23 protein-coding genes are annotated in these 23,486 nt (G+C 36.6%); 20 read left to right on the top strand and 3 right to left on the bottom strand.

The window, feature by feature from the left end:
- Position 1 precedes the first annotated feature (1 nt).
- On the top strand, positions 2-889 hold the full coding sequence (dapA, locus tag ACWG0P_RS02725; RefSeq protein ID WP_455800382.1) for a 4-hydroxy-tetrahydrodipicolinate synthase: 888 nt from the start codon (positions 2-4) through the stop codon (positions 887-889).
- Between the two features lie 25 nt (positions 890-914).
- Here dapA and ACWG0P_RS02720 read toward each other — a convergent pair whose 3' ends face one another.
- On the bottom strand, positions 915-1,766 hold the full coding sequence (locus ACWG0P_RS02720; protein WP_455800381.1) for a MurR/RpiR family transcriptional regulator: 852 nt from the start codon (positions 1,764-1,766) through the stop codon (positions 915-917).
- Positions 1,767-1,955: 189 nt separating this feature from the next.
- Here ACWG0P_RS02720 and ACWG0P_RS02715 point away from each other — a divergent pair, with 189 nt between their 5' ends.
- Complete coding sequence (locus ACWG0P_RS02715) at positions 1,956-3,083, top strand: CdaR family transcriptional regulator (RefSeq protein ID WP_455800380.1); 1,128 nt, start codon at positions 1,956-1,958, stop codon at positions 3,081-3,083.
- Between the two features lie 162 nt (positions 3,084-3,245).
- Positions 3,246-4,376: a glycerate kinase family protein gene (locus ACWG0P_RS02710; RefSeq protein ID WP_455800379.1), complete on the top strand. Its 1,131-nt coding sequence runs from the start codon at positions 3,246-3,248 to the stop codon at positions 4,374-4,376.
- Between the two features lie 94 nt (positions 4,377-4,470).
- Here the strand turns inward: ACWG0P_RS02710 and ACWG0P_RS02705 are convergent, their stop codons facing one another.
- Positions 4,471-5,193 (bottom strand): PD-(D/E)XK nuclease domain-containing protein, encoded by a 723-nt coding sequence (locus ACWG0P_RS02705; RefSeq protein WP_455800378.1) that lies wholly within the window; start codon positions 5,191-5,193, stop codon positions 4,471-4,473.
- Between the two features lie 4 nt (positions 5,194-5,197).
- Positions 5,198-6,382 (bottom strand): AAA family ATPase, encoded by a 1,185-nt coding sequence (locus ACWG0P_RS02700; RefSeq protein WP_455800377.1) that lies wholly within the window; start codon positions 6,380-6,382, stop codon positions 5,198-5,200.
- A 296-nt stretch (positions 6,383-6,678) separates the two neighbouring features.
- Between ACWG0P_RS02700 and ACWG0P_RS02695 the strand changes: the two genes are divergently transcribed.
- The 17 genes from ACWG0P_RS02695 to ACWG0P_RS02615 all read left to right on the top strand — a co-directional run bounded on the left by ACWG0P_RS02695 (position 6,679) and on the right by ACWG0P_RS02615 (position 23,319).
- Entirely contained in the window at positions 6,679-8,646 is a 1,968-nt protein-coding gene (locus ACWG0P_RS02695) for a BglG family transcription antiterminator (protein WP_455800376.1), read from the top strand.
- 15 nt (positions 8,647-8,661) lie between these two features.
- Positions 8,662-9,111, top strand: coding sequence for a fructose PTS transporter subunit IIA (locus tag ACWG0P_RS02690; protein ID WP_455800375.1), 450 nt, complete (start codon positions 8,662-8,664; stop codon positions 9,109-9,111).
- A 134-nt stretch (positions 9,112-9,245) separates the two neighbouring features.
- Positions 9,246-9,557 (top strand): PTS fructose transporter subunit IIB, encoded by a 312-nt coding sequence (locus tag ACWG0P_RS02685; RefSeq protein WP_455800374.1) that lies wholly within the window; start codon positions 9,246-9,248, stop codon positions 9,555-9,557.
- Between the two features lie 12 nt (positions 9,558-9,569).
- Positions 9,570-10,664, top strand: a complete 1,095-nt coding sequence (locus ACWG0P_RS02680) for a PTS fructose transporter subunit IIC (protein WP_455800373.1) — start codon at positions 9,570-9,572, stop codon at positions 10,662-10,664.
- 35 nt (positions 10,665-10,699) lie between these two features.
- Positions 10,700-11,554 carry a class II fructose-bisphosphate aldolase gene (locus tag ACWG0P_RS02675; protein ID WP_455800372.1) on the top strand — a complete coding sequence of 285 codons (855 nt, stop codon included), beginning with the start codon at positions 10,700-10,702 and terminating at the stop codon, positions 11,552-11,554.
- A 19-nt stretch (positions 11,555-11,573) separates the two neighbouring features.
- Positions 11,574-12,443: a ketose-bisphosphate aldolase gene (locus tag ACWG0P_RS02670; protein ID WP_455800371.1), complete on the top strand. Its 870-nt coding sequence runs from the start codon at positions 11,574-11,576 to the stop codon at positions 12,441-12,443.
- A 135-nt stretch (positions 12,444-12,578) separates the two neighbouring features.
- Complete coding sequence (locus tag ACWG0P_RS02665; protein ID WP_455800370.1) at positions 12,579-13,475, top strand: ROK family protein; 897 nt, start codon at positions 12,579-12,581, stop codon at positions 13,473-13,475.
- Between the two features lie 224 nt (positions 13,476-13,699).
- The gene (locus ACWG0P_RS02660) at positions 13,700-14,383 is read left to right on the top strand and encodes a Fic family protein (RefSeq protein WP_455800369.1); all 684 of its coding nucleotides are present in this window, start codon (positions 13,700-13,702) and stop codon (positions 14,381-14,383) included.
- 156 nt (positions 14,384-14,539) lie between these two features.
- A complete protein-coding gene (locus ACWG0P_RS02655) occupies positions 14,540-18,085 on the top strand; it encodes a SpaA isopeptide-forming pilin-related protein (protein WP_455800368.1) in 3,546 nt (1,181 codons plus the stop codon).
- A gap of 251 nt (positions 18,086-18,336) precedes the next feature.
- Positions 18,337-18,651 (top strand): YdcP family protein, encoded by a 315-nt coding sequence (locus ACWG0P_RS02650; protein ID WP_455800367.1) that lies wholly within the window; start codon positions 18,337-18,339, stop codon positions 18,649-18,651.
- Positions 18,652-18,670: 19 nt separating this feature from the next.
- The gene (locus tag ACWG0P_RS02645) at positions 18,671-19,048 is read left to right on the top strand and encodes a YdcP family protein (RefSeq protein WP_455800366.1); all 378 of its coding nucleotides are present in this window, start codon (positions 18,671-18,673) and stop codon (positions 19,046-19,048) included.
- A gap of 64 nt (positions 19,049-19,112) precedes the next feature.
- A complete protein-coding gene (locus tag ACWG0P_RS02640; RefSeq protein WP_262067479.1) occupies positions 19,113-19,460 on the top strand; it encodes a hypothetical protein in 348 nt (115 codons plus the stop codon).
- A gap of 76 nt (positions 19,461-19,536) precedes the next feature.
- Positions 19,537-20,934: an FtsK/SpoIIIE domain-containing protein gene (locus ACWG0P_RS02635; protein WP_455800365.1), complete on the top strand. Its 1,398-nt coding sequence runs from the start codon at positions 19,537-19,539 to the stop codon at positions 20,932-20,934.
- A 191-nt stretch (positions 20,935-21,125) separates the two neighbouring features.
- Complete coding sequence (gene mobT, locus ACWG0P_RS02630; RefSeq protein ID WP_455800364.1) at positions 21,126-22,334, top strand: MobT family relaxase; 1,209 nt, start codon at positions 21,126-21,128, stop codon at positions 22,332-22,334.
- 4 nt (positions 22,335-22,338) lie between these two features.
- Positions 22,339-22,479, top strand: a complete 141-nt coding sequence (locus ACWG0P_RS02625) for a DUF3789 domain-containing protein (RefSeq protein WP_455800363.1) — start codon at positions 22,339-22,341, stop codon at positions 22,477-22,479.
- Positions 22,476-22,697, top strand: coding sequence for a hypothetical protein (locus ACWG0P_RS02620; RefSeq protein WP_455800362.1), 222 nt, complete (start codon positions 22,476-22,478; stop codon positions 22,695-22,697). Before ACWG0P_RS02625 ends, ACWG0P_RS02620 begins: the two co-directional genes overlap by 4 nt.
- Positions 22,698-22,815: 118 nt before the next feature.
- Complete coding sequence (locus tag ACWG0P_RS02615; RefSeq protein ID WP_455800361.1) at positions 22,816-23,319, top strand: antirestriction protein ArdA; 504 nt, start codon at positions 22,816-22,818, stop codon at positions 23,317-23,319.
- The last annotated feature ends 167 nt before the right edge of the window (positions 23,320-23,486 follow it).

The following is a 23,486-nucleotide window of genomic DNA, read 5'->3' as shown; positions in this document are numbered from 1 at the left end:
AATGAAAATAGAAGGAATTATAACTCCGATTGTCACTCCATTTCATAGAGATGATGATCAAACAATAAATTATGAAGCATTAAAAACCTTAATTGATCAGTTGATTGAAAAAGGGGTCAATGGTATCTTCATACTTGGAAGTAATGGTGAATTTCATGTTGTAAGCCATGAAGAAACAGTTGAATTTACAAAAAAGACAGTAGAAATTGTTAATCATCGTGTTCCTGTATATGTTGGAACAGGAGGAAATAGCACGCAAGAGGTCATAAGATTATCTAAAGAAGTTGAAATGGCCGGCGCGGATGCACTATCTGTTATCACACCATTCTTTATCTCGCCTACCCAAGAAGAACTCGTGGATCATTATAAAAAAATTGCAGAATCTACATCATTACCGATTGTTTTGTATAATATTCCAAAATCTACTAAGATTAACCTATCGAAAGAAACAGTTGCAAAACTAGCTAAGATTGAGAATATAAAAGCGATCAAAGATAGTTCTGGCGACATGCAAAATTTAAAAGATTATGTTGATGCAGTACAAGGTAGTGATACCGTTGTACTTGTTGGTTCAGATTCAAAGATTGCTCCAGCAATTCGTTTAGGGGCAGTTGGGGCAATTGCGGGAACAAGTAATGTAATCACGGATCATGTTGTTGGTTTATATCAAGACTTGATGAACGGTAATGATAAAGCAGCGGATGAAAAACAGGCAGATATAGAACATATCCGTAATGTAATTACATTAGGAACAGTTCCATCTGTTATGAAAAGAGCTGTAGAATTGCTTGGCATCTCTGTAGGACCAGCGCGCCTACCTGTGAAAGAATTAGACAGAAAAGAAGATGAAAAAATCATAAAAATGCTGCAAGCTTATGGTTTACAATAAACCAATCAACCTACAGCATTTAAGACTATTGCTTTTTCAATTCTTTTAAGAGTTTTCTAGCTTGTATTACACGGGTTTTGATTTGTTCAATGTCACCCTGAATAGTACCTAGATAAAGTAGATCGGTGATGATGGTACAGGAAGTTCTGGATGCCAATGAGCCGATCTTTCTTTCGTTTTCCAACGCTGGTACAAAGAGAGGAACCGTTGATTTTTTTGTAAGGTATGAATTTGCATTTTGAGATATTGAAATGGAAGGAACATTTAATTGATTTGCTCTTTTCAATGCCAATGTAGCAAGTTCAGTCAAACCAGAATAAGTGATTGAAATAATACAATCCTCTGGAGTTAAGTTGTTCACTTGTGTTAATTGTGTATGCGCATCGTCATAACAACATGAGTCCAGTCCCACAATGATAAACTTATGACATAAATCTTGTCCAACTAGCAAGGAAGTTCCTTCTCCAACAATACAGATTTTTTTAGCACTTGTTAATATTTGAATTGCTTTTTCTAATTTCTTTAAATCTAAATATTCAAATGTTTTATTGATAGTATTGATATAAAAATTACGCATAGTAGATATCATATCTGGTAGCGCATCATATTTACTAATATCATCGATTAATTGATCAGAATCTAAAAAATCTGTTTCAGATTCCTTTGCAAGATCAATACGAAATTGTGTATAACTTTCGTACCCTATTTTCTTGGTGAATCGCATAATACAAGATGGCGTTGTTCCAGAAAGTTCTGCTAAATCCTTTACAGCCAAATCATATACATCAAGATTATTCTCGAAGATGTAATCCGCTATTTTTTTCTCATTCTTGCTTAATGTTGTGTAACTTTCCCTAATTCTTAATAAGCAGCTCATTTTATGTAAGCCCCCTTTTCTTTAGATGTTTATGTATATAAAAGTAGAGTATTATATAAATACATTATATATGGAAATGGTGTTTTATACAACTTTTCACAAATAATAACAGTAAAAAAAAGGAAATATTTAAAATAAGATTTTATATGTATAGTTTCTAAGATTTATATCATATAGGAGAAGATGTCCATGAATATTTCAAAACAGATGGCAGCACAGATCATTTCAGAAATAAATAAGGTAATTCCTTATAAAATCAACATCATGAACCATGATGGTTTGATTATCGCAAGCAGTGATACATTGCGCATCCATGAGATTCATACGGGTGCGCGTTATCTGGTGGAACACCACCTAGAAGAACTACCCGTAACACAAGATAACGAATACGATGGAGGAAAACCAGGGACCAATCTTCCTATCGTTGTACGCAATGAAATCGTAGGTGTCATTGGGATAACAGGTGAATATGAAAAGATACGTCCCTATGCACAGATTATCAAGCGTATGACAGAAATCCTCGTTATGGATGATCTATTAAAAAGTGAACAAATGCGTAAAACCTATCAAATGAATAGCTATCTGTATGAATGGATACATTCACAATCCTCTGTACAAGAAAAAGAACTCTATGAAAGAGGTCTCTTAATTGGTATTAACATACGATGCAAACGTAGATTCTTACAAATGAAACCAAGTCATCCACTCTTTGAAGAACAGATGCAAGTACTGGAACAAATCCTACAACAGAAATTATATGGTGATCATGATGCCTTTTTCTTAAGAATGTCATCTTCCTATTTAATTGGTGTACATGAATGTAGCGATAAAGAAGTAGAAGCATGGATTCAAATGTTACATATGGAAATACAGGATAAATTAGGATGTGAAATCTATGTAGGAATTGATCAAAAAAACAACAAACAAAAACTTGTATATGAACAATATAAACAAGCGAAAAGAGCTTTACGAGCAGGCATTGCACAAGAGAAAACAATATATTTCTATAAAGATATTTCAATGGATATCTTCATGGAAGAAATCGCATCCACTACGAAGAAGGAATTTATTCAAAAGGTATTTAGAGACTATGAGAAAAGTGAACTAGCAGATATTATTCCGTTACTTGAATGTTATTATCGATGGAATGGTTCTATTCAACAAGCGAGTCAAGAGATGTATCTACACAAGAACACCTTACAGAATAGATTGAATAAAATAAAAGATCGAACTGGATATGATCCACGTTCATTAAGTGATATCCCTCTGTTTGTAATGGCGATTCATTTCTATCGGTTTCTAGAAACAAAAATATAATCATATAAGAGCGCAATCTGTTAGGTTGTGCTTTTATATGATGTTATCTAACACAAATAGATGTGTTGATATGTGTTTTCTGTAACCTAGGCTACTACAAGGCAATACCTTATAATTTTATTAGGATAGAGTGAAGATACAATTGTATCTAAGAGGTGAGGTATGAAAGTTGTTGTTTCTGTGGATTCCTTCAAAGGAAGCTTATCATCCATGCAGGCAGGAAATGCGATCAAAGAAGGTATTGAGAAGTGTTCCAATGCAGAGGTAGTGATTTATCCATTATCTGATGGTGGCGAAGGCTTTGTAGAAAGCTATATGTCTTATAGGGAAGGCGTTAAGCGATTTGTAGAAGTAAAAGATGCGATGAATAGGGATATCAGTACATCTTATATGCTACAAGAGAATCCACAGATGGCGATCATGGAAATGGCGAGTATGTGCGGTATTGATCGTATCGATAAAGCAAAAAAAGAGGTATTATATGCGACGACGTATGGTCTTGGACAGATGATATTGGATGCGTTAGATCAAGGATGTCGAAGCTTTGTAATTGGAATCGGTGGAAGTGGAAGTAATGATGGTGGTAGTGGCATGCTACAAGCACTAGGGTATGAGTTGTTGGATGCGCAAGGGAAAGATATTCCATTGGGGGCGATTGGGTTATCTCAATTACACCGTATTCAAATAGAAAAAGCGGATGACCGATTGAAAGAATGCGAGTTTAAAATAGCATGTGATGTGAAAAATCCTTTGGTAGGAATTAATGGATGCAGTGCAATCTTTGGACCACAAAAAGGTGCAGATAAAGACATGGTCATAGAAATGGATACATGGATGAAATCTTATGGTGATATCGTTTCACAGACAATTGTTGGTGGAGATTCAAAAACGCAAGGAAGTGGTGCTGCTGGAGGTTTAGGGTTTGCTTTTTTATCCTTCCTAAAGGCAGATTTGATATCTGGAATACAATTGATTATGGAGAAGCAACATATCCGAGATTCCATTAAAAACAGTGATTATGTAGTAACTGGAGAGGGTTGTTTGGATGCACAAAGTGTGATGGGAAAGGCTCCTACAGGAATTGCGAAATTGGCTAAGATGTTCCATAAACCAGTTATTGCATTTGCGGGAAATGTATCCAGTGATGCAGATCTTTGCAATACGCAAGGAATTGATGCTTTCTTTTGTATACAAAGTGGACCATGTACATTGGAAGATGCTATGTGCACAGATAATGCATATCGTAATTTATCCAAAACAGCAGAACAAGTATTTCGATTGCTAGAAAAATAGGAATGCATTATAAAAGCAATGAACTCAGCATATTTTGTGCGCGATGTTCATTGCTTTTATTAATTTCATAGTGAAGATATTCTTTCTTATAGGTTTATGGTTGATACACAATGGTACATATATGCTTTCCATCAAAATCTCGATTAAAGTTTTTTAAAAAGGTATAGGAATCCTTTATTTTTCTCTCTTTATCATAGATGTAAAAGTATATAAAACTCGTCCTATAATGAACGATATCAGCTTCTATTTCTTCAATAAGTTTTTTATAGGACATGTTCTCTCGAGTACATTTCATTTCAATAATGCCATCCATTTCAGGCAACTTAATATCACTCCTAATGGTAGCTACACCTGAGTCTTCACTCACTTCCTTTCTTGCATCTTTAAAAATAGGCTTTAGAGTAGCATAAAGGATATGCTGCAAATCATATTCGTTTTTAATTTTTAATTCTTGCAACTTAGAGGATGTAAGAGATGCTCTTTTATCAGGTTCAATTTCTTTCAATAATTTGAAGAATAAATGAAACTCGTTTAAATATTGTTTTAAGAAAGCTTGGGGAGAGTTTCCTAAAAATATGCATTGATTAGTATTATACAGTTTTAAATGATCAATTATACGTTCTTTTGCACTACGCATATTTTCCAATGTAGATTCATCAGAAAATTTATTTTTTATATATTTTCCTTTTTCCTTTACAGCGTGAACTAGTGATAAATCAAAATTATCTTTTATCAAAAATTCGGGTAAGCTCAAAACATATTCATCATATTCACTAATAGTATCAATCATTGCTAATTCTTTGATATATTTATCCACTGTATTATTCATTTTTCATACCCCATCTCAAGAAAAACAAAAATAGAGGGTCTACAATATATAACTTGCCATCTTTCCATTCGATAGCTCTATATATTTCTTCTTTACCACTTATCAAACCATGCAAATTATTTAAATGATTTTTAACAGATTGTTTATCAGGGATATCTTTTTTTTCTGTAATAAGACCATTGATTCTGTCAAGAACCATTTCGAAATCTAATTCCATATTCGGCGGATTTTTAGCAATTGCCCCTACTATTAGCCCATATAAATCAAGCTCTCTTCCATCTCTTGTTTTATATAAATTTCTTTTTTTACCACGTGGATTGGGTCCTTTTAACATGACATTTGTAACGTCATGATAATTTAGATTTATAGTTGTAAATTTATATGCCTTTTCCAATATTTTAGATTGCACAGAATTTTCTGAATTTGCTTCAAGTAATGTACAAATGCTAAGACATATATATTGCATTAACTGTGGAGAAGTTAAACACTCGACTGCTAATTTTTCTGCTACTTCATCAGTGATATTATAATTGAGTTTCGCAAAGCCCATAATTGCAATTTCTTTTAAATCTTCTTTTTTCCATGTTTCAATATTGATTAGACTTAATCTTCCAGATAAATCTGCATTTTGCCGTATTGCATCATCTGATCTATGAGGAAGGGAGACCACGACCACTTTCATTTCTCTACGTATTGCGTCTTTCAATTGATGAGCTATCTTTATTTGCATATCATGAGTAGCATAGTGAAAATCATCGATAACTAAAACTTTCCCTTTTTCTTTATAATGTTGAATAATTTTATCTTTTGTAAGCATATACTTTTCGTTTACACTATCTTTTTCTTGATGTTGTTCTAGTAGAGTTTCTCTTTCTTTGGTAATTTCACCTGCATAAGGAATTCCAACCTTAGCAGCAACTACTGACCAAAAATCTGTTTCTCCATTGAAATCGGCTCCTGATACTTCAACGATATTATCAAATCCAATGACCTTTTCGCATAATATTGTTTTTCCCATTTTAGAAGGACCAATTAATGAAGTCAAACAACCTGAGGTTCTTAACGCTTGTTGTAAGCGTAATTCATAAGATATTCCAGTATCTTGGTAATTTCTAGATACATATGTATACTCAGGATATGCACCTGGTTTAAACACATTCTCTGATTTTAATGTCATTATAATACCTCCTCGTATTCTATATTGTAATTATAGCACATTTGTCTAATTTTTATACAGTTTCGCATAATTTTATATATATTGTTATATATTGTCCATAATTGATATAAATTATATGTCTATATTAATTTTTATAATATTTTAGTAATTAACAATATTATATGTATAAAAAATACCTTATTTATCTTCCCTTAATTTTAACAAGGGAAGATTTATCATATGGTACACTTGAACTGTAAAAGGAGGAATGTATGAATATCAAAAACAATATATGAGTGGGGAGTAAGGAGAACTAAATGAAGTCTACAAAAGAAAATTATTACATTAGGATTATTTTAAAAATTCTTCTTGAACGAGAAATTGTTGCGACGAGTGAGATTGCACAAATGATATCATTATCTGAAAAAGCAACTCGTAATAAACTCGAACATATTCAACAATATCTTCTAGAAAATGATTTGGGTTCAATTGAAAAGAAACCTCGTATCGGTCTTAAACTGAAAGTTGATGAACAACAAAAAGAAAAGATACTACATATCATTCACCAAAGTGAACATGTAAATATTGGCTATAACAGTACAGAGAGAACTAGAGAAGCTCTTCGTATCATGTTTAAGTTAATGCCAAGAGAAAGCATTACTACACAAAATATGGCAGATGATCTTTATTTAAGTACACCCACCGTTTTGAAAGTTATTAAAGATTGCGAAGAATGGTTGAAGCCTTATCATGTGCAAATTATCAATGAACGCAATCGTGGATATGCATTGGGGTGTGAAGAAACAAATTATCGCATCGCCTTAAAGGATTATATGATGGCAAATGGGAATATGGAGGATACAAGAAAAAATACACAGTATTTTTTCTCCAATATCGATATAGACCTTATTAAAAAAGCGATTATAGAAACAGAGAATGAATGGAATTATCGTTTTACGGATACCTCATTCTATGAGATATTGATTTATTGTTGTCTGGCGTATCAACGCAAGGATTTCAGTATTCCAGCGCGAATCAATAAGGAAGACCAGGAAATTCTAGAACGATATAATGAATATCCATTTACCATTGCTATTTTTAAGAAGTTACATGATAAGTTACACGTAATATTTTCAAATGAAGATGTTTTGTTTCTTGCGACACAAATTTTATGTTCAAAATTTATAGGAGTAGATAACAGCGATGATGTAATATCTAATATCTCAAAATATGATCAAAAGATATTAGATTTTATAGATGAAATGCTCTTGAATTTAGGACACATTCTTGAAGTTGATCTAACGAAAGATAGAAAGTTAAGGGAAAGTCTAATCTTTCATTTAAGACCTACGATCTTCCGTCTTCGTTATGGATCACCACAATCAAATTCTTTGGTGAATTTTATTAAGAATGAATATAAAAATGTATTCCGTGCAGCATGGTCGATATCCATCATGTTTGAGAAATATTTTGGCTTACAGATTACAGAAGATGAATTAGGATATATCGTACTTTATATTCAATCTTCCCTCGAAAGAAGAGATCACAATTATAAGGCCGTATTATTAGCAGAATCGAATTTAGGACACGCTCAACTATTGAGTGAACGTATTCATAAAATGGTTCCAGAGATTGAAAAGCTAGATGTCATAAGCCATCATGATTTTAAACTATATGAACATATAGAGGCAGATATCATAATTACATCTATACCACTTATTGAAAAAGATAAACGAATCGTTGTAATTCCAAATTTATTAAGCGAAGGAGGTATTCAAACTCTACGCAATTTCATGGATCATTTGAACTTAGGAAAAAGTGAAGATAAGAATCCATTCGCACCGATTTGTTTCCAATTATTCTCGCCTGAACTTATTTTCATGCATCAATCTTTTGCATCTAAAGATGAAGTGCTTCAATACATGTGTGAGCGTATGGAGTCAAAAGGATATGTAACTGCAAGATTTTATGATTCCGTTATGGAACGAGAAAAAGCGACAACAACAAGTATTGGCAATCAAGTTGCTTTACCACATGGTGCAATGGGAGAAGTAAATGAAAACCATGTCGCTATTGCGATACTTAATGAACCGATTTTATGGGATGACGATGAAAAAGTAGATGTTGTTTTCTTATTAGGATTTAAGATGGGAACACATGAAGAAATAAAACGTATTCAAACATTTTATAAGCAGTATATTGCGTTAATTGAAACAGATGAAAAAGTAAAAATCATTCGTAGTAAAACATCAAACATTGAACTGTATCGTTATTTGATACAGTAGCAGGAGGAAAAATATATGCAAGTCATAGATGTATTAGATGAAAGAATTATTGATTTACATGCACAGGCTAAAAACAAAGAAGAAGTATTGACGTATTTAGCAACAAAATTAAAAGAGGCTGGATACATTGGTGATATCGAAGAGTTTAAAAAAGATATTTATCAAAGAGAAAGCGAGGGCTTGACTGGTATTGGTAATTATATCGCAATACCGCATGGGAAAAGTGATTCTGTAACACAAGTAGGAATTGCGATAGCAAAATTAGAGAACGAAATAGAATGGGAAACCTTGGATGAAAAAGGAGTTCGTCTAGTGTTCTTATTTGCCGTATCAAATGACCATGAGTACGCAAGAAATCATATGTTGTTGTTAGCAGATATTGCAAGGCGTTTAGGAAATGATGAAGCAGTTGAAGAATTGTTAAAGGTTACTACGATAGAAGAACTGAAAAAAGTATTCATTTAAAAAATACCATATTTATCTTCCCATTATATTAATGTAGGAATTAAAAAGTGCCGTTTTAAAAAGCCCATTATTAATCCGTAGAAGGAATGATCTTCCTCTACAATATAGATAGATGAAGAGAAAGGAGACATAGTATGAAGATTGTTGCAGTAGCAGCGTGTACCTCAGGAATTGCGCATACGTATATAGCGAAAGAAAAGCTAATTCGTGCAGCACAAGCTCTAGGTCATAGCATCCATGTGGAGACACAAGGTACCATCGGAACAGAAGATGAATTGAGTGCTGAACAGATTAAACAAGCAGATGTCGTGATTTTTGCGATCGATATTGCGATTACTGGCACAGAGCGATTCAAAGATAAAAAAATAATTCAGGTACCAACAAATGTTTGTGTAAAAGCACCAAAACAATTATTACAAAAAATAGAAAGTGAACTTGAAAAATAGGAGAATAAGTTTATGAAAAAGATGAAAATAGGGGCAGAATTAAAACGTCATGCATTAACCGCAATTTCTTATATGTTGCCATTGGTAGTGGCATCAGGCTTATTAATAGCAGTTGGAAATCTAATGGGTGGAGAAAACCTTACCTCATTAGACAATATGACAATTCCTAGTGCATTAACTTCATTAGGGGTTATGGGTATGGGATTGTTACCATCCTTTATCGCAGGATATATTTCATATTCTATCGCAGATCGTCCAGGTATTGCGCCAGGGTTCTTGATGGGACAGATTGCTTCCTTCTTAGGTGCTGGTTTCCTTGGAGGAATGATTGGTGGTTATATCGTTGGTTATATTGCTCTATGGTTAAGAAAAACATTAAAGGTTCCTCACTGGGCAGAAGCATTGATGCCTATGATGATTATTCCAACATTGTCCGCAATCGTTGCAGGATTATTGATGTTCTTTGTAGTAGGTACACCAATTGTTTGGTTAACAGATGGACTTACAAACTTTATTACTGGATTAGATAGTTCTTCAAAAGGTTTATATGGGTTTATTATTGGAGCGTTAGGGTGTCTAGATTTTGGTGGACCAATTAGTAAGGTGCCAAACTTAATTTGTGATGGATTGTTATTAGAAGGGATTTTAGAGCCAGAAGCAATTAAAGTTTTAGCCGCAATGGTTCCTCCACTAGGCATCACACTATCATTGGTACTATCTATGTTTATGAAAAAGAAAATCTATACAAAAACGGAAGTAGAAAATATCAAAGTCGCATTCCCAATGGGATTATGTATGATTTCAGAAGGTGTTATTCCAATTGCGATGAATGACCTTATCCGTACGGTTATTTGTACAGCTACAGGGTGTGGAGTTACAGGTGCTGTAAGCTTTATGTTGAATGTAGGAAGCTCTGTACCAAGTGGTGGAGTCTTCGTAATCCCTGCTATGACTGCTCCATTATCTGCTGTAATTGCTTTACTTGCAGGAACATGTGTCACTGCAGTTATGTTGGTTTTGATTAAGAAAAGAAAAACAGATAAAGATGATGAACCTGTGGAAGAAGTAGAAGAAGAAATGGACCTATCTGGTTTAAGTTTTAAATAATCATTATATAAATTGGGAAAGAAGGAACTGAATACATGTATGTATCAATGAAAGGTATGCTAACAAGGGGTCATGAAGGAAATTATGCAGTACTAGCAATCAATTGTTTCAATATGGAAACAGCAAGGGCAGTGATAGATGCAGCACAAGAATTGCGTGCTCCTATCATTGTCAATATCGTACAAGAACATATGGTAAATCATTGTGATAGTGAACTGATTGCACCGATTGTTAAGATGTTGGCCAATCGTGCTAGTGTGGAAGTTGCGTTGAACTTTGATCATGGAGAAGAAATTGGTTTACTAAAGAAAGCGTTACATGATGGTTATTCTAGTGTAATGGTGGATGCCTCTCGTTTTGATTTGGAAGGCAATATCAAAATGACAAAGGAAATCGTAGAATTTGCGAAGCAGTTTGATGCATCTGTAGAAGGAGAAATAGGGTGTATGGGTGGTAGCGAAGGTGGCAACTATACAAACGAGCAAATGAAAAGTGATCCCCAACAAGCATTACGTTTTGCATTAGAAACAGGAATAGACGCATTGGCGATTTCCTTCGGCTCCTCTCATGGAAATTACCCTGAAGGATATGTACCAGAGTTTGATTTCGAGCGGTTGAAAGAAATAAAGTCTCTCACAAATATGCCATTGGTATTACATGGTGGAAGTGGTTCTGGAGATGATAATATTCGAAAATGCGTTGCATATGGCATCAATAAAATCAATATAGGTTGTGATTTTATGAATGCCAATGTAAGAAGTATAAAAAAACATTTAAAGGATAATCCAGATATCAACTATTGGGTTATGATGCATCAAGTGGAAATAGATAGTCGTGAAGAAATAAAACGTTATATTGAACTATCAAAATCTGCAGGGAAATCGTTATAAATAAAAGGAGAACATGAACATGTTAATGAATATGAAGGATTTACTAGAAGTAGCACAAAAGCATCACTTTGCTGTACCAGCATTCAATATAGGATCTGATCAGTTATTAAAGGCCGTAATGAAAAAGGTGAAAGAGTGTAAATCACCAGTTATTTTAGAAATGAGTCCAGATGAATTTAATTTCGTTGGTAATGCACAAATTCAAGCTATGATTTATGAGGCAGCACATACAGATGTGCCAGTTTGTATCCACTTAGATCATGGTGATACATATGAAACAGTAGTACGTGCTATTCAAGCAGGAATGACTTCTGTTATGATCGATGCTTCTCGTTTGCCATATGAAGAAAACGTTGCTATTACTAAAAAAGTAGTTGAATCTGCTCATATCGCAAATGTTTCAGTAGAGTCTGAACTTGGTACGATTGGAACTACAGGAAACTCTATCGAAGGGGGAACTGAAGGTATTATTTATACAAAACCAGAAGAAGCAAAAGCTTTTATCGAAGATACTGGAATTGACACATTTGCAGTTGCGATTGGAACGGCGCATGGAATTTATCCTAAAGATATGAAGCCTAAATTACGTATCGATATTCTAAAAGATATCACAAAAGAGATAAAAGTGCCTTTGGTACTTCATGGCGGTTCAAGCAATAAAGATGAAGAAATTGCTTCTGCTGTAGAGAACGGAATTTGTAAAATTAATATCTCTAGTGATATTAAAGTTGCATTCTATACAAAATGTCGTGAGATTTTAGAAAAAAATCCTGGTTATCGTGAACCATTGGAAATTTATCCAGAGTGTATGGAAGCCTGTGGTAAGGTCGTTGAAGAAAAAATGCGTTTATTCAATTCAAATGATAAAGTTAAATATTACTACGAGTAACCTATAAAAGAGTTCTCCTATGAATCGTTCGATGGTACGCATAGGAGAACTTTTTCTTAATTTGAAATTACATAATGTATTTGGCAAGGCGTTCAAATACATGGTATGCTTATCCTATAGACAAGGAGCAATTATATGACATATACAGTAGGAATTGATGTAGGTGGTACAAATACACGAATCGCACTTATTAACGATGAATATCATATTGAAAATAGAGTGCAGTTTTCAACAGATACACAAGATCCAATAAGTACTATTCAAAGAATAAAAGAAGCGATAGATTCTTTCGGTGTCGATATACAAGGCGTAGGCTTATCTTGTCCTGGACCATTAGATTTAATTAATGGGGTAGTTTTAACCACACCTAATTTATCGGGGAAATGGCATGGTTTTGCGGTTAGTGAAGAATTACATAAAGCATTAGGTGTTCCTGTATACTTAGAAAACGATGCCAATTTAGCCTGTCTAGCAGAAGCTGTTTTAGGACAAGGTAAAGATTATAGATACGTACAGTTTATGACGATTTCAACGGGTGTTGGATCAGGCTTTGTAATCGATAAACAAATTTATCAAGGGGCACATGGGTTTGCGCATGAAATAGCCAATATACCTTTGTGGAAAGATGGACCAACGCATGGAAGTATTTATCCAGGTGGGGTAGAAGCAATCTGCAGTGGAACTGCGATTACATCTAGGGCAAACCAAAAAGGATTGCAAGTAAGCCATGCGGGAGAAGTACATGATCTTGCGAGTAAAGGAAATGAAATGGCAGTGCAAATCATGGATGATGCAATGGAGTACCTAGCCAATACAATTTCTATTATATATGCATTTATGGATCCTGAAATTGTTATTTTAGGAGGAAGTGTTGCGTTAAAAATTGATGGTTTTGTGGAAGAAGTAAAAAAACGAGTGATTGATAAAGTGTATCCAAATGTAAAAGAATTGGTACATATCGTTCGTACGGATTTAGATGAAGATAGTGGACTTTTAGGAGCTGCCTGTTTAGCATTTTTAAAAGAAAAGTAGGATAAATAAAATTTAAAGTGTCAAACAACTTTATCAAAATTAAGTGCTCATAAATTATTTGAGTGCTTTTTTTTATGGGGAAAGAAAATGATGGAAATTCATGGTAAAATAAAAGAATTAATTGAAATAACGAGCGCATTTTTTAAATGTTATTTCAACAAAACGTTGATTAGTTGAAATAAGAGGCATATAATAGACTTATAATTTCAAAATGAGGTGAAGTCATGAATCTTTCAGGAACTTATAAATCAAATCTATCCGGTGAAATGATGTATACATCATTTTTACCTAACGTTTTACCACCAAATCCGCCACTTTTATTAGATGAAACTCTTTTGGAGTTGTTGGTAAAAGCGAATATTTCTATTGCAAAACTGGAAGCAATTAGCTCTAGATTGCCAAGTGTTCCTTTGTTTGTGTCTATGTATGTACGAAAAGAAGCCCTTCTATCCTCTCAAATCGAAGGCACACAGGCAACTCTTGATGATATACTAGATCCACATATAGAAAAAAATATCAATCAAAATATATCAGAAGTAATAAACTATATCAAGGCAACGGATTTTGCGATAGAAAGACTTAAAACATTACCCCTATGTTGTCGCCTTTTATTAGAAACTCATGAGATACTTTTGAGCGATGGGAGAGGAAGAGAAAAGAATCCTGGTGAATTTCGCCGAAGTCAAAACTGGATAGGGTCACAAGGAAGTACATTAAAGAGCGCAAGGTATATTCCACCATCGCCAGAGGATATGAAAAACGCAATGTCAGATTTAGAAAAGTATATCAATGAAATTGACAAAACCGATCCATTGATTAAGATTGCGTTAATTCATTATCAGTTTGAAACAATTCATCCATTCTTAGATGGGAATGCCACACAGAGATACCAAGTAAATATGGCATAACAGCAACAAACAACTTCATATCACACTCTTTATACAAAAATTGAATAGAATAAATAGATATAAGAACACGAAAAATACATTGTGTTCTTTTTTTGTTGCCAGCCGTTCAGAAATGGACGGCTATTTTAATACCCAAAATGAAAGGAACTTTTATATATGAAGAAAATACTTAAAAGGTTGCTCACTGCCACAATGACACTAGCAACCCTTTTCACTTCTTTACCAGCTACACAGGTGCAGGCTTCCTCAAACAGCGTTGTCCGTTTGGAAAAGCACCCACAATATGGTTATCAGTTTGACAATAGTTATCCTGCACCGTTTTCAAGCTCCACCGCATACAAGGACTGGTGGACGTTCCATATGAATGTCAATGGCAGTGGAACAGAAAAGATTGTGTATTGTATTCAGTATCATATCCCCTGTAATACAGGCGATAGATACAATCACCAAGATACACACCCAGACATAAGTCCAGCACAACAGAAGCTATTACAGCGTGCTTTAGTGTTTGGATATAACGAGAATACAGGCAACTTATACGGTGGCTCATGGCTCGATAACGCTATGGCAACACAAGCAATGGTTTGGGTCATTACTGGCGGTCAATATGGTACGTCATGGGAAACACAGATTGCAGACAATCTTTTACAAGACAATCCAACCGCACGCAGTATCTACAATCAAATCCGTAACAACATGGAAAGTTACAGCACTATCCCCAGCTTTACAGCTCCCAGTGCTTCCCGTGCCAAAGATTATGAAATGAAGTACAACATGAACTCCGGCAAGTTTGAGCTTACTTTAGAGGACGGCGACAATGCTTTGAAATACTTTGACTTCTCCGCTTCTGGTGTAAGTGTTCAGCGAAATGGTAACAAGCTGACCTTATCTGCACCAACCGAAAAGCAATTTGACACTATCACATTAAAGGCAAATAAGAACCTGCCTAAAGATGTATTGCCGTCTTTGATTTCTGGTACTCCCGAATTTTGGCTAAACCCTACACAACAGAACTTTGCTTCCTTAGATGTTAGCGGTTCTCGTGAAGCCGTACCAGCCTATTTCAAGCTACACACAGAAAAAATCGGACATATCAAGCTAAAGAAAACGTCCGAAGATGGCAATGTAAGCGGATTGCGTTTTCAGATTACAGGAAACGGCATTGACCGTGTTTACACCACCGATACAGACGGCAACCTACCTATCAAAAATCTTGTTGCTGGAGAATACATCATCAAAGAGGTAGACACTCCCAACAAATATGTACAGCCACAGACGCAGGTGGTCTATGTGAAGCCTGCCGAAACGACCGCCGTTGATTTCAGTAATATCTTAAAGAAATTCAATATCAATATTACAAAATCGGACGAAGAAACAGGAAATACCTCACAAGGTGACGCTACCCTTGATGGTGCAGAATATGATATTTACGACAGTCAAGGCAATCTTGCAGACCATATGAAAGCGGACGGCAAAACCGCTACAAGTAAATTGCTGGTATTAGGCACATATAAGATTTATGAAACCGTACCGCCAACAGGCTACTCCATAAACAATGAGCCTGCCACGGTCACTGGTGACTTTGAGGGGCAGACCGTAGAAATCGGACGAGCTGACACAGGTATCACCGATAGAGTGATAAAAGGTCAAGTGGCTGTTACAAAATTTGCAGACAAGCCATTGACTGGAAGCAGTGAGGACGGCGGTATCAAACAGCCGTTAGAGGGTATCGAGTTCACCTTGACCCTAAAAAGCACAGGTGTAGAAGCCTGCAAAATTATCACAGACGTAGACGGTTATGCAATTACTCCGTTACTTCCTTATGGTGTCTATCATATCGAGGAAACCAAAGGTGCAGAGGGTTACAGAAAGATTGAGCCTTTTGACATCAAGATTGACAGTAACGGCAAGATTTACAAATATATCTTAGAAAATACAGTCTATGAAACAGACGTAAAAATTGTCAAGAAAGACGCTGAAACAGGCAAGGTCATTCCTTTAGCTGGTACACAGTTTAAAATCAAGGACAGCTCCGGCAACTGGGTAACACAGAAATATAACTATCCGAAGCCAACGACCATTGACACCTTTTCTACTGCCGAAGATGGAACGCTGGTACTGCCACAGTCTTTACCTGCTGGCAATTATGAACTTTACGAAGTAAAAGCACCATACGGCTATACGATTTCAAAAGACCCTATCCCATTCACGGTATCAGCCATTGAACCATCAACCATGCTGGAAGTCGCAAGCAAAAACAAACCAGCGAAAGGCAACGTCACGATTGAGAAGCAAGGCGAACGCTTTGTTGCCAGTGACAATATCGGTACAGAATTAGGTGTACTGTACTCACCTATTTACGAGTTACAGAATTTAGAGGGCGTGACCTTTGATATAGTCGCAGTTGAGGACATTAAAACACAGGACGGCACAATCCGTTATAAAAAAGGTGAAACCGTTGATACCATTACCACTGGAAAAAACGGTAAAGCCACATCAAAAGCACTGTACTTAGGAAAGTATCAAGCCATAGAAATAAGTACCTTAAATGGCTTTGTATTAGATGGTACGGCTCACCCATTCGAGCTTACTTATAAAGACCAAGATACAGAAATCGTTACACCGTCCATGACCCTTGAAAATGCAAGACAGAAAGCAAACGTATCATTGTTCAAAGAATATGAAACGGTAAGCGGTCAAGAATACAATCCGTTATCAGAAATCAAGTTCGGATTGTATGCAAGAGAACATATCCTTACTGCCAGTGGTGATGTTGGTATTGAAAAAGGTTCATTGATAGAGGTCATTTCCCTTGATGAATTAGGAAATGGAGCTATCAAAACTGACTTGCCAGCAGGTAGCTACACGATTAAAGAGGTGGCAACTGGAAAAGGGTATCTGCTTACTGAAAAAGCCTATGACTTTGATTTTAATTACATGGGGCAGGACGCTCCCTATATTCCTATCCACATCAATGACGGCAAGCCTATTTTAAATAAGCTCATGCGTGGAAATTTTGAAATCACAAAAACTAGTGAGGACAAAAAGATTGAGGGTATCAGCTTTAAAGTGACTGGTACAACTGAAATCGGTACGGCATATGAAGAAATCTTCAAGACAGACGAGGACGGAAAAATCGTAATCAAAGACCTGCTAATTGGTACATATGAAGTATCAGAGGTCGTAAACGATTTGACAGTCGGATATATCACACCAGAAAATCAGTCCGTTACAGTAACGCATGATGAAACTGCACAGGTGGAAATGGAAAATAAACTGATTCACGGTGGCTTCAAACTGCTAAAAACAGGCGAGGACAAGAAGCCATTAGCTGGTGTCAAATTTGGTTTATACAAGGAAGACGGCACACAGATAACAGAGTTTATCACAGGCGAAGATGGTACATACAGTATGACAGATTTATTGTATGGTGACTATTACCTTAAAGAGCTGGAAACCGTGAAAGGCTATGCGTTTGACAAAGAAGCGGTCTATGCGTTCAGTGTTTCAAAAGACGGTGAAATCGTGAAAATAACAGCCGTAAACAACAAGATACCAGAACAGCCAAAAGTACCACAAGATACACCGAAAACAGGCGACACAAGCAATCTCGCAACAATGTTAGCGTTGTTAGGAGTATCGGCGGTATCTCTTGCTGGTATTGGTATCATGCAGTACCGCAAAAAGAAAAAACCTGAATAGCAAGCGGTGAGAATATGAACCCTACACGCTCCCCACCCAAAAGAACTGAAAAGCACAGCCACACATGGCTGGTAACACCCTTACTTCTGCTTAGTGACCGCCTTTCAGTATGACGGTAGCTTGTCAAGGGTGCTGAAAGCACAACGCTTGCCCTTGATAAGATACAGGCAGACCGGTACTCTCCGTCACGCAGAAGAAAGAAACACAACTAAATATTACAATCCAATATAGAAAGAAAAGAGGAAATTTATATGCAATTAAAATATGTAACACCCAATATGAAAGAAACATTCGGAACATTAGAATATGCAGGTGAAGCAAAGGTTGAACAGCGTAGGATCAACGGACGCTTGACGGCAGTTACCCGAAGCTTCAACCTGTATTCTGATATTCAAAGAGCAGACGACATTATTGTTATTTTGCCAGCCGAAGCAGGCGAAAAACACTTTGCCTTTGAGGAAAAAGTACGCCTTGTCAATCCTCGTATTGTCGCAGAGGGTTACAAGATTGGCACTAGAGGATTCACAAACTATATCCTGCACGCAGACGATATGGTAAAAGCATAAGGAAAGAGAGGAAAAAAACATGAGATTAGCAAACGGAATTATTACAGACAAAGAAAAGACATTTGGGAAATTAAAGTTTTCTGCATTAAGACGTGAGGTGTTCGTCCAGAATGAGGACGGTACAGCCAGTACAGAGGTGAAAGAAAGAACCTATGATTTGAAATGCAAAGAGCAAGGCTGTATGATACAGGTTTCCATACCTGCCAGCGTTCCATTAAAGGAATATGATTACAATGCAGAAGTGGAAATCATCAATCCTGTGGCAGATACGGTGGCGAGTGCTACCTATATGGGTGCAGATGTTGACTGGTATATCAAGGCTGATGATATTGTTTTGAAGAATGGCAAACAGCCAACAACTCAACCGCACCAAAATAAAAATGGCGAGAACAAATAAGATTGTGAATTGCCTATGATTGAGGTATAATATCCCTATAAATTAGAATTTGTGGAGGTGCTTTATGTTTAATGAAATATGCATATATGAGGCAAAACTGACCAAGTTAGATGAAATTGAAGAACTGATGAGGGAAGTAGCGGAATTTTACTTGGAGCAAGATGGTGTTATTGATGTACACTATATAAAACGTACTCACCGACAAAAAGATTTCAATGCAGTTAAAGAGGGAGAATTACCTGTTCGTCTTACAAGAAATGTAGGTAAGGTAACATATGTCTTGTATTGGGTGCTGGAAAATGAAGAAGTTCATGCAAGAGTTGGAAAACTTGGTATAGAAAAATTCTATAAACGTTGGAATAGGTGTTTAACCACAATGCCCAAAATAATCTTAGGTGAGAATATTGTTTGATTTACAAATTCCAGTTTGTCGAGCAGTTAGTCTTAAAGGATTGACTGCTTTTTCTATACCCTCGAAAGGAGCATAAATGAAATATTATAATTATAAAGGTAAGCGGATAAGAGCCAGTGATAAATCACTGGTTTTTCGCTTCTATACTGGTACACTCCTATCTCTCTTTACAGTGGTTTTATTACTGCTAAACAGCGGACAGCTCATGCGTACCGATTGGGAAGCTATCAGCTTGCGAAACGGCATGACATTTACACTAACACCCTACCATGTGTTTACGGTCATTGCTTCCAGCTTAGTATGTTGCTTACTGGCATACCTGTATTGTCGCTTTTGCTTCGATTACAGAAAACAGATACAGCATCGTCAAAAGCTGGCACGTATGATACTGGATAATCGCTGGTATGAGTTTGAAAGCGTACAAGGAAACAGTTTTTTTACTGACCTGCCATCAAGCAAGACAAAAGAGAAAATCACCTATTTTCCCAAACTCTACTACCGCATGGAAAAAGGCTTGCTTCATATCCAGTGTGAAATCACATTAGGAAAATATCAAGACCAGCTTTTGAACCTAGAAAAGAAGCTGGAAAGTGGCTTGTACTGTGAATTGACTGACAAGATACTACATGACAGCTTTGTGGAATACACGCTACTCTATGATACAATCGCAAACCGTATCAGTATTGAGGACGTAAAGGCTGAAAATGGAAAGCTCCAGCTTATGAAAAATGTGCATTGGGAATATGATAGCTTACCACATATGCTGATTGCTGGTGGTACTGGTGGCGGTAAGACCTACTATATACTTACCATTATTGAAGCACTGTTACACACCAATGCAAAGTTGTACATTTTAGACCCTAAAAATGCCGATTTGGCTGACTTACAGACCATCATGGCAGACGTTTACTATCGCAAAGAAGATATGACTTCCTGCATAGATAAATTTTATGATGATATGATGGCACGTTCCGAAGCAATGAAGCTCATGCACAACTACAAAACAGGTGAAAACTATGCCTATCTTGGACTTGCACCACATTTCTTGATATTTGATGAATACGTGGCATTTATGGAAATGCTCGGCAACAAAGAAAATATCGCAGTTTTAAACAAGCTGAAACAGATAATCATGCTAGGACGACAGGTAGGTTTTTTCTTGATACTTGCCTGCCAACGACCAGACGCAAAATACTTAGGTGACGGTATTCGTGACCAGTTTAATTTTAGAGTTGCACTAGGTCGTATGTCGGAGCTTGGTTATTCCATGATGTTTGGTGAAACAGCAAAACAATTTTTCTTAAAGCCCATCAAAGGGCGTGGCTATGTTGATGTAGGAACAAGCGTCATATCAGAATTTTATACTCCCTTAGTGCCAAAAGGTCATGATTTCTTACAGACCATAGGTGAACTGGCACAAAGCAGGCAGGACGAACAGGTGGCGTGCGAAGCGAAAGCCACAGGTACGGACTAGCCTTGCGTTGGTGTGGCGAAGCCACGCCAACACGATAAACCCCTCGTATCTAACAGAGGGGTACAAACAGACAAATATCACACGCAAAAATCAAATAAACCCTTTATCTCATAAGGGATTTTCAAGATTTATGGCGGTTGTCCGATTTCATCAAAAATCCGACAATCGCCTTTTTGATTGGAGGAATGTAATTGAATGAAGAAACAAGCTCATTTGCGGACGCGCTGAAAAACAAGCGTAAGGCATATGGGATTTCACAAAACAAGCTGGCTGTTACAGCTTCACTCCCTCGCCAGTATATCAGTGAGGTTGAAACAGGTAAGACCATACCGCCAGCAGATAAGCAGGAGCTAATCAATACCGCACTGGAAAAGCTCAACCCAGAAGCACCGCTCACCATGTTGTTTGATTATGTACGCATACGCTTTCCCACACTGGACGTAATGCATATTGTACAAGATGTGCTGAAACTTAATCTTGATTATATGCTCCATGAGGACTACGGTTTTTACTCCTATACAGAGCATTACGTCATGGGTGACATCTTTGTACTGGCTTCACCCGACCTTGAAAAAGGTGTCCTGTTGGAATTAAAAGGACAAGGGTGCAGACAGATGGAAAGCTACCTAGAAGCACAAGAGCGTTCATGGTACGACTTCCTACTGGATTGTCTGGTTGAGGGTGGTGTAATGAAGCGTCTTGACCTTGCAATCAATGATATGGCAGGTATCTTGAATATCCCAGAGCTGACAGAAAAAGGCATGAATGAGGAATGTGTTTCTGTATTCCGCACATTCAAGTCCTATCGCTCGGGCGAACTGGTAAAGTCCAGAGAACAGGACAAGCTGGGTATGGGTAACACGCTATATATTGGCTCATTAAAAAGTGAGGTCTATTTCTGTATCTATGAAAAGGACTATGAGCAGTATGTTAAATATGGCATACCCATTGAGGACACACCTGTCAAAAATCGGTTTGAAATCCGATTGAAAAATGACAGAGCCTATTATGCGGTCAAAGACCTGCTGACCTATCAAGACGCAGAACGTACCGCTTTTGACATTATCAACCGCTATATTCGTTTTGCGGATAAGGACGAAAGCAAGGAACGCTCCGACTGGGAAACGTCCGCAAGCTGGCAGTGGTTTCTTGGTACTGACCGTGGGCGGTTACGGTTAACCACGAAGCCAGAGCCTTATACCTATCAGCGTACCTTGCACTGGTTAAACAGGCAGGTAGCACCGACCTTAAAAATGGCTATGAAGCTGGATAAGCTCAACGGTACAGATTACATTGATTCCATGCTGGAACAGGCAAAACTGACCGAAAAACATGAAAAAATTCTGCAACAGCAATCTGCCCAAATGCAGGACATCATCACCAAAGAAAGCGAGGAATAAAAAAATGTGGTATCTCATAAAAGATTTGCTTCTGATAAGCCTTGGTGCTGGGATTGGCATTGTGCTAATAGCAATCGTACAGGCTGGAAGCATGGCAGACAAAAGAATGGAAGAACTAAAAACAGAAAGGAATGAAGAAAAATGAACTTCGGACAAAATTTATATACATGGTTTTTAAGCAATGCACAATCATTGGTACTTATGGCGATTGTCGTTATTGGTATTTACTTAGGATTTAAACGAGAGTTTTCAAAACTAATCGGCTTTTTGGTCGTTGCACTGGTTGCCGTAGGTCTTGTATTTAATGCTGGCGGTGTGAAAGATATTCTTCTTGAATTATTCAATAAAATCATTGGAGCTTAATCAAAGAGTTTGCACCGCAAACTTTCCTATCCCCCTGTGGGAGTTCGGGCATAGGGGGAATGACAAGGGGGTCAAGGAATGGTACAGGAATAAGGAAAACGAAAGGACGTGAAAAAATATGGAAAATATGCGTGTTTACATAGAATGTTACAGTGAACACAGAAAAACAGAAAATGCAGGTGCATGGTTTACGCTTCCCATTGATGAAGATGAATTTCTGGAACTCTTAGGTGTAGACGCTTATTCAAACGATTATACAATCAAAGAAAGTGATATGCCTATTGATGTTGATTTAGACAACTACCCGACCATTGAGGATATAAACATTCTCTTTGACAACGTGCAGGAATTACCAGAAGAAATACAGGAAGAAATATCAGAACTAAAACATTATTTCGGAAGCATTGAGGAACTGTGCAACCATGCAGACGACATTATTCTATACTCGCATTGTGACGATATGGCAGACGTGGCTCAATATTATATCGAAGAAACAGGAGCATTAGGGGAAATCCCCTCTTATCTGCAAAACTACATTGATTATGAAGCCTTTGGACGTGCCCTCTACATAGAGGGAAATTTCCTAGAAACACGCCATGGCATATTTGAAATCTTGTATTAACAATCTTGTTGAAAGAAGCCTGTCGGATCTAAATACGGCAACGCATTTTTCCGGTAGGCTATCCAATTAGGATAGTGTAAGAATTTATTTATAGTTGTCACCAGTATTAAATAACTGTATAATATTTCTATACATTTACGGTGATTTTTTGTCTCCCACAGCATTAT

The organism is Amedibacillus sp. YH-ame6 (assembly GCF_053848845.1).
The sequence above is the reverse complement of the archived record's forward strand: the minus strand, read 5'-3'. Positions and strand labels throughout refer to the sequence as shown.

Bases quoted from the DNA above. Each gene is read 5' to 3' on its own strand.
- dapA (WP_455800382.1), top strand. From the start codon at position 2: ATGAAAATAGAAGGAATTATAACTCCGATTGTCACTCCATTTCATAGA.
- ACWG0P_RS02720 (WP_455800381.1), bottom strand. From the start codon at position 1,766: ATGAGCTGCTTATTAAGAATTAGGGAAAGTTACACAACATTAAGCAAG.
- ACWG0P_RS02715 (WP_455800380.1), top strand. From the start codon at position 1,956: ATGAATATTTCAAAACAGATGGCAGCACAGATCATTTCAGAAATAAAT.
- ACWG0P_RS02710 (WP_455800379.1), top strand. From the start codon at position 3,246: ATGAAAGTTGTTGTTTCTGTGGATTCCTTCAAAGGAAGCTTATCATCC.
- ACWG0P_RS02700 (WP_455800377.1), bottom strand. From the start codon at position 6,382: ATGACATTAAAATCAGAGAATGTGTTTAAACCAGGTGCATATCCTGAG.
- ACWG0P_RS02695 (WP_455800376.1), top strand. From the start codon at position 6,679: ATGAAGTCTACAAAAGAAAATTATTACATTAGGATTATTTTAAAAATT.
- ACWG0P_RS02690 (WP_455800375.1), top strand. From the start codon at position 8,662: ATGCAAGTCATAGATGTATTAGATGAAAGAATTATTGATTTACATGCA.
- ACWG0P_RS02685 (WP_455800374.1), top strand. From the start codon at position 9,246: ATGAAGATTGTTGCAGTAGCAGCGTGTACCTCAGGAATTGCGCATACG.
- ACWG0P_RS02680 (WP_455800373.1), top strand. From the start codon at position 9,570: ATGAAAAAGATGAAAATAGGGGCAGAATTAAAACGTCATGCATTAACC.
- ACWG0P_RS02675 (WP_455800372.1), top strand. From the start codon at position 10,700: ATGTATGTATCAATGAAAGGTATGCTAACAAGGGGTCATGAAGGAAAT.
- ACWG0P_RS02670 (WP_455800371.1), top strand. From the start codon at position 11,574: ATGTTAATGAATATGAAGGATTTACTAGAAGTAGCACAAAAGCATCAC.
- ACWG0P_RS02665 (WP_455800370.1), top strand. From the start codon at position 12,579: ATGACATATACAGTAGGAATTGATGTAGGTGGTACAAATACACGAATC.
- ACWG0P_RS02660 (WP_455800369.1), top strand. From the start codon at position 13,700: ATGAATCTTTCAGGAACTTATAAATCAAATCTATCCGGTGAAATGATG.
- ACWG0P_RS02655 (WP_455800368.1), top strand. From the start codon at position 14,540: ATGAAGAAAATACTTAAAAGGTTGCTCACTGCCACAATGACACTAGCA.
- ACWG0P_RS02650 (WP_455800367.1), top strand. From the start codon at position 18,337: ATGCAATTAAAATATGTAACACCCAATATGAAAGAAACATTCGGAACA.
- ACWG0P_RS02645 (WP_455800366.1), top strand. From the start codon at position 18,671: ATGAGATTAGCAAACGGAATTATTACAGACAAAGAAAAGACATTTGGG.
- ACWG0P_RS02640 (WP_262067479.1), top strand. From the start codon at position 19,113: ATGTTTAATGAAATATGCATATATGAGGCAAAACTGACCAAGTTAGAT.
- ACWG0P_RS02635 (WP_455800365.1), top strand. From the start codon at position 19,537: ATGAAATATTATAATTATAAAGGTAAGCGGATAAGAGCCAGTGATAAA.
- ACWG0P_RS02625 (WP_455800363.1), top strand. From the start codon at position 22,339: ATGTGGTATCTCATAAAAGATTTGCTTCTGATAAGCCTTGGTGCTGGG.
- ACWG0P_RS02620 (WP_455800362.1), top strand. From the start codon at position 22,476: ATGAACTTCGGACAAAATTTATATACATGGTTTTTAAGCAATGCACAA.
- ACWG0P_RS02615 (WP_455800361.1), top strand. From the start codon at position 22,816: ATGGAAAATATGCGTGTTTACATAGAATGTTACAGTGAACACAGAAAA.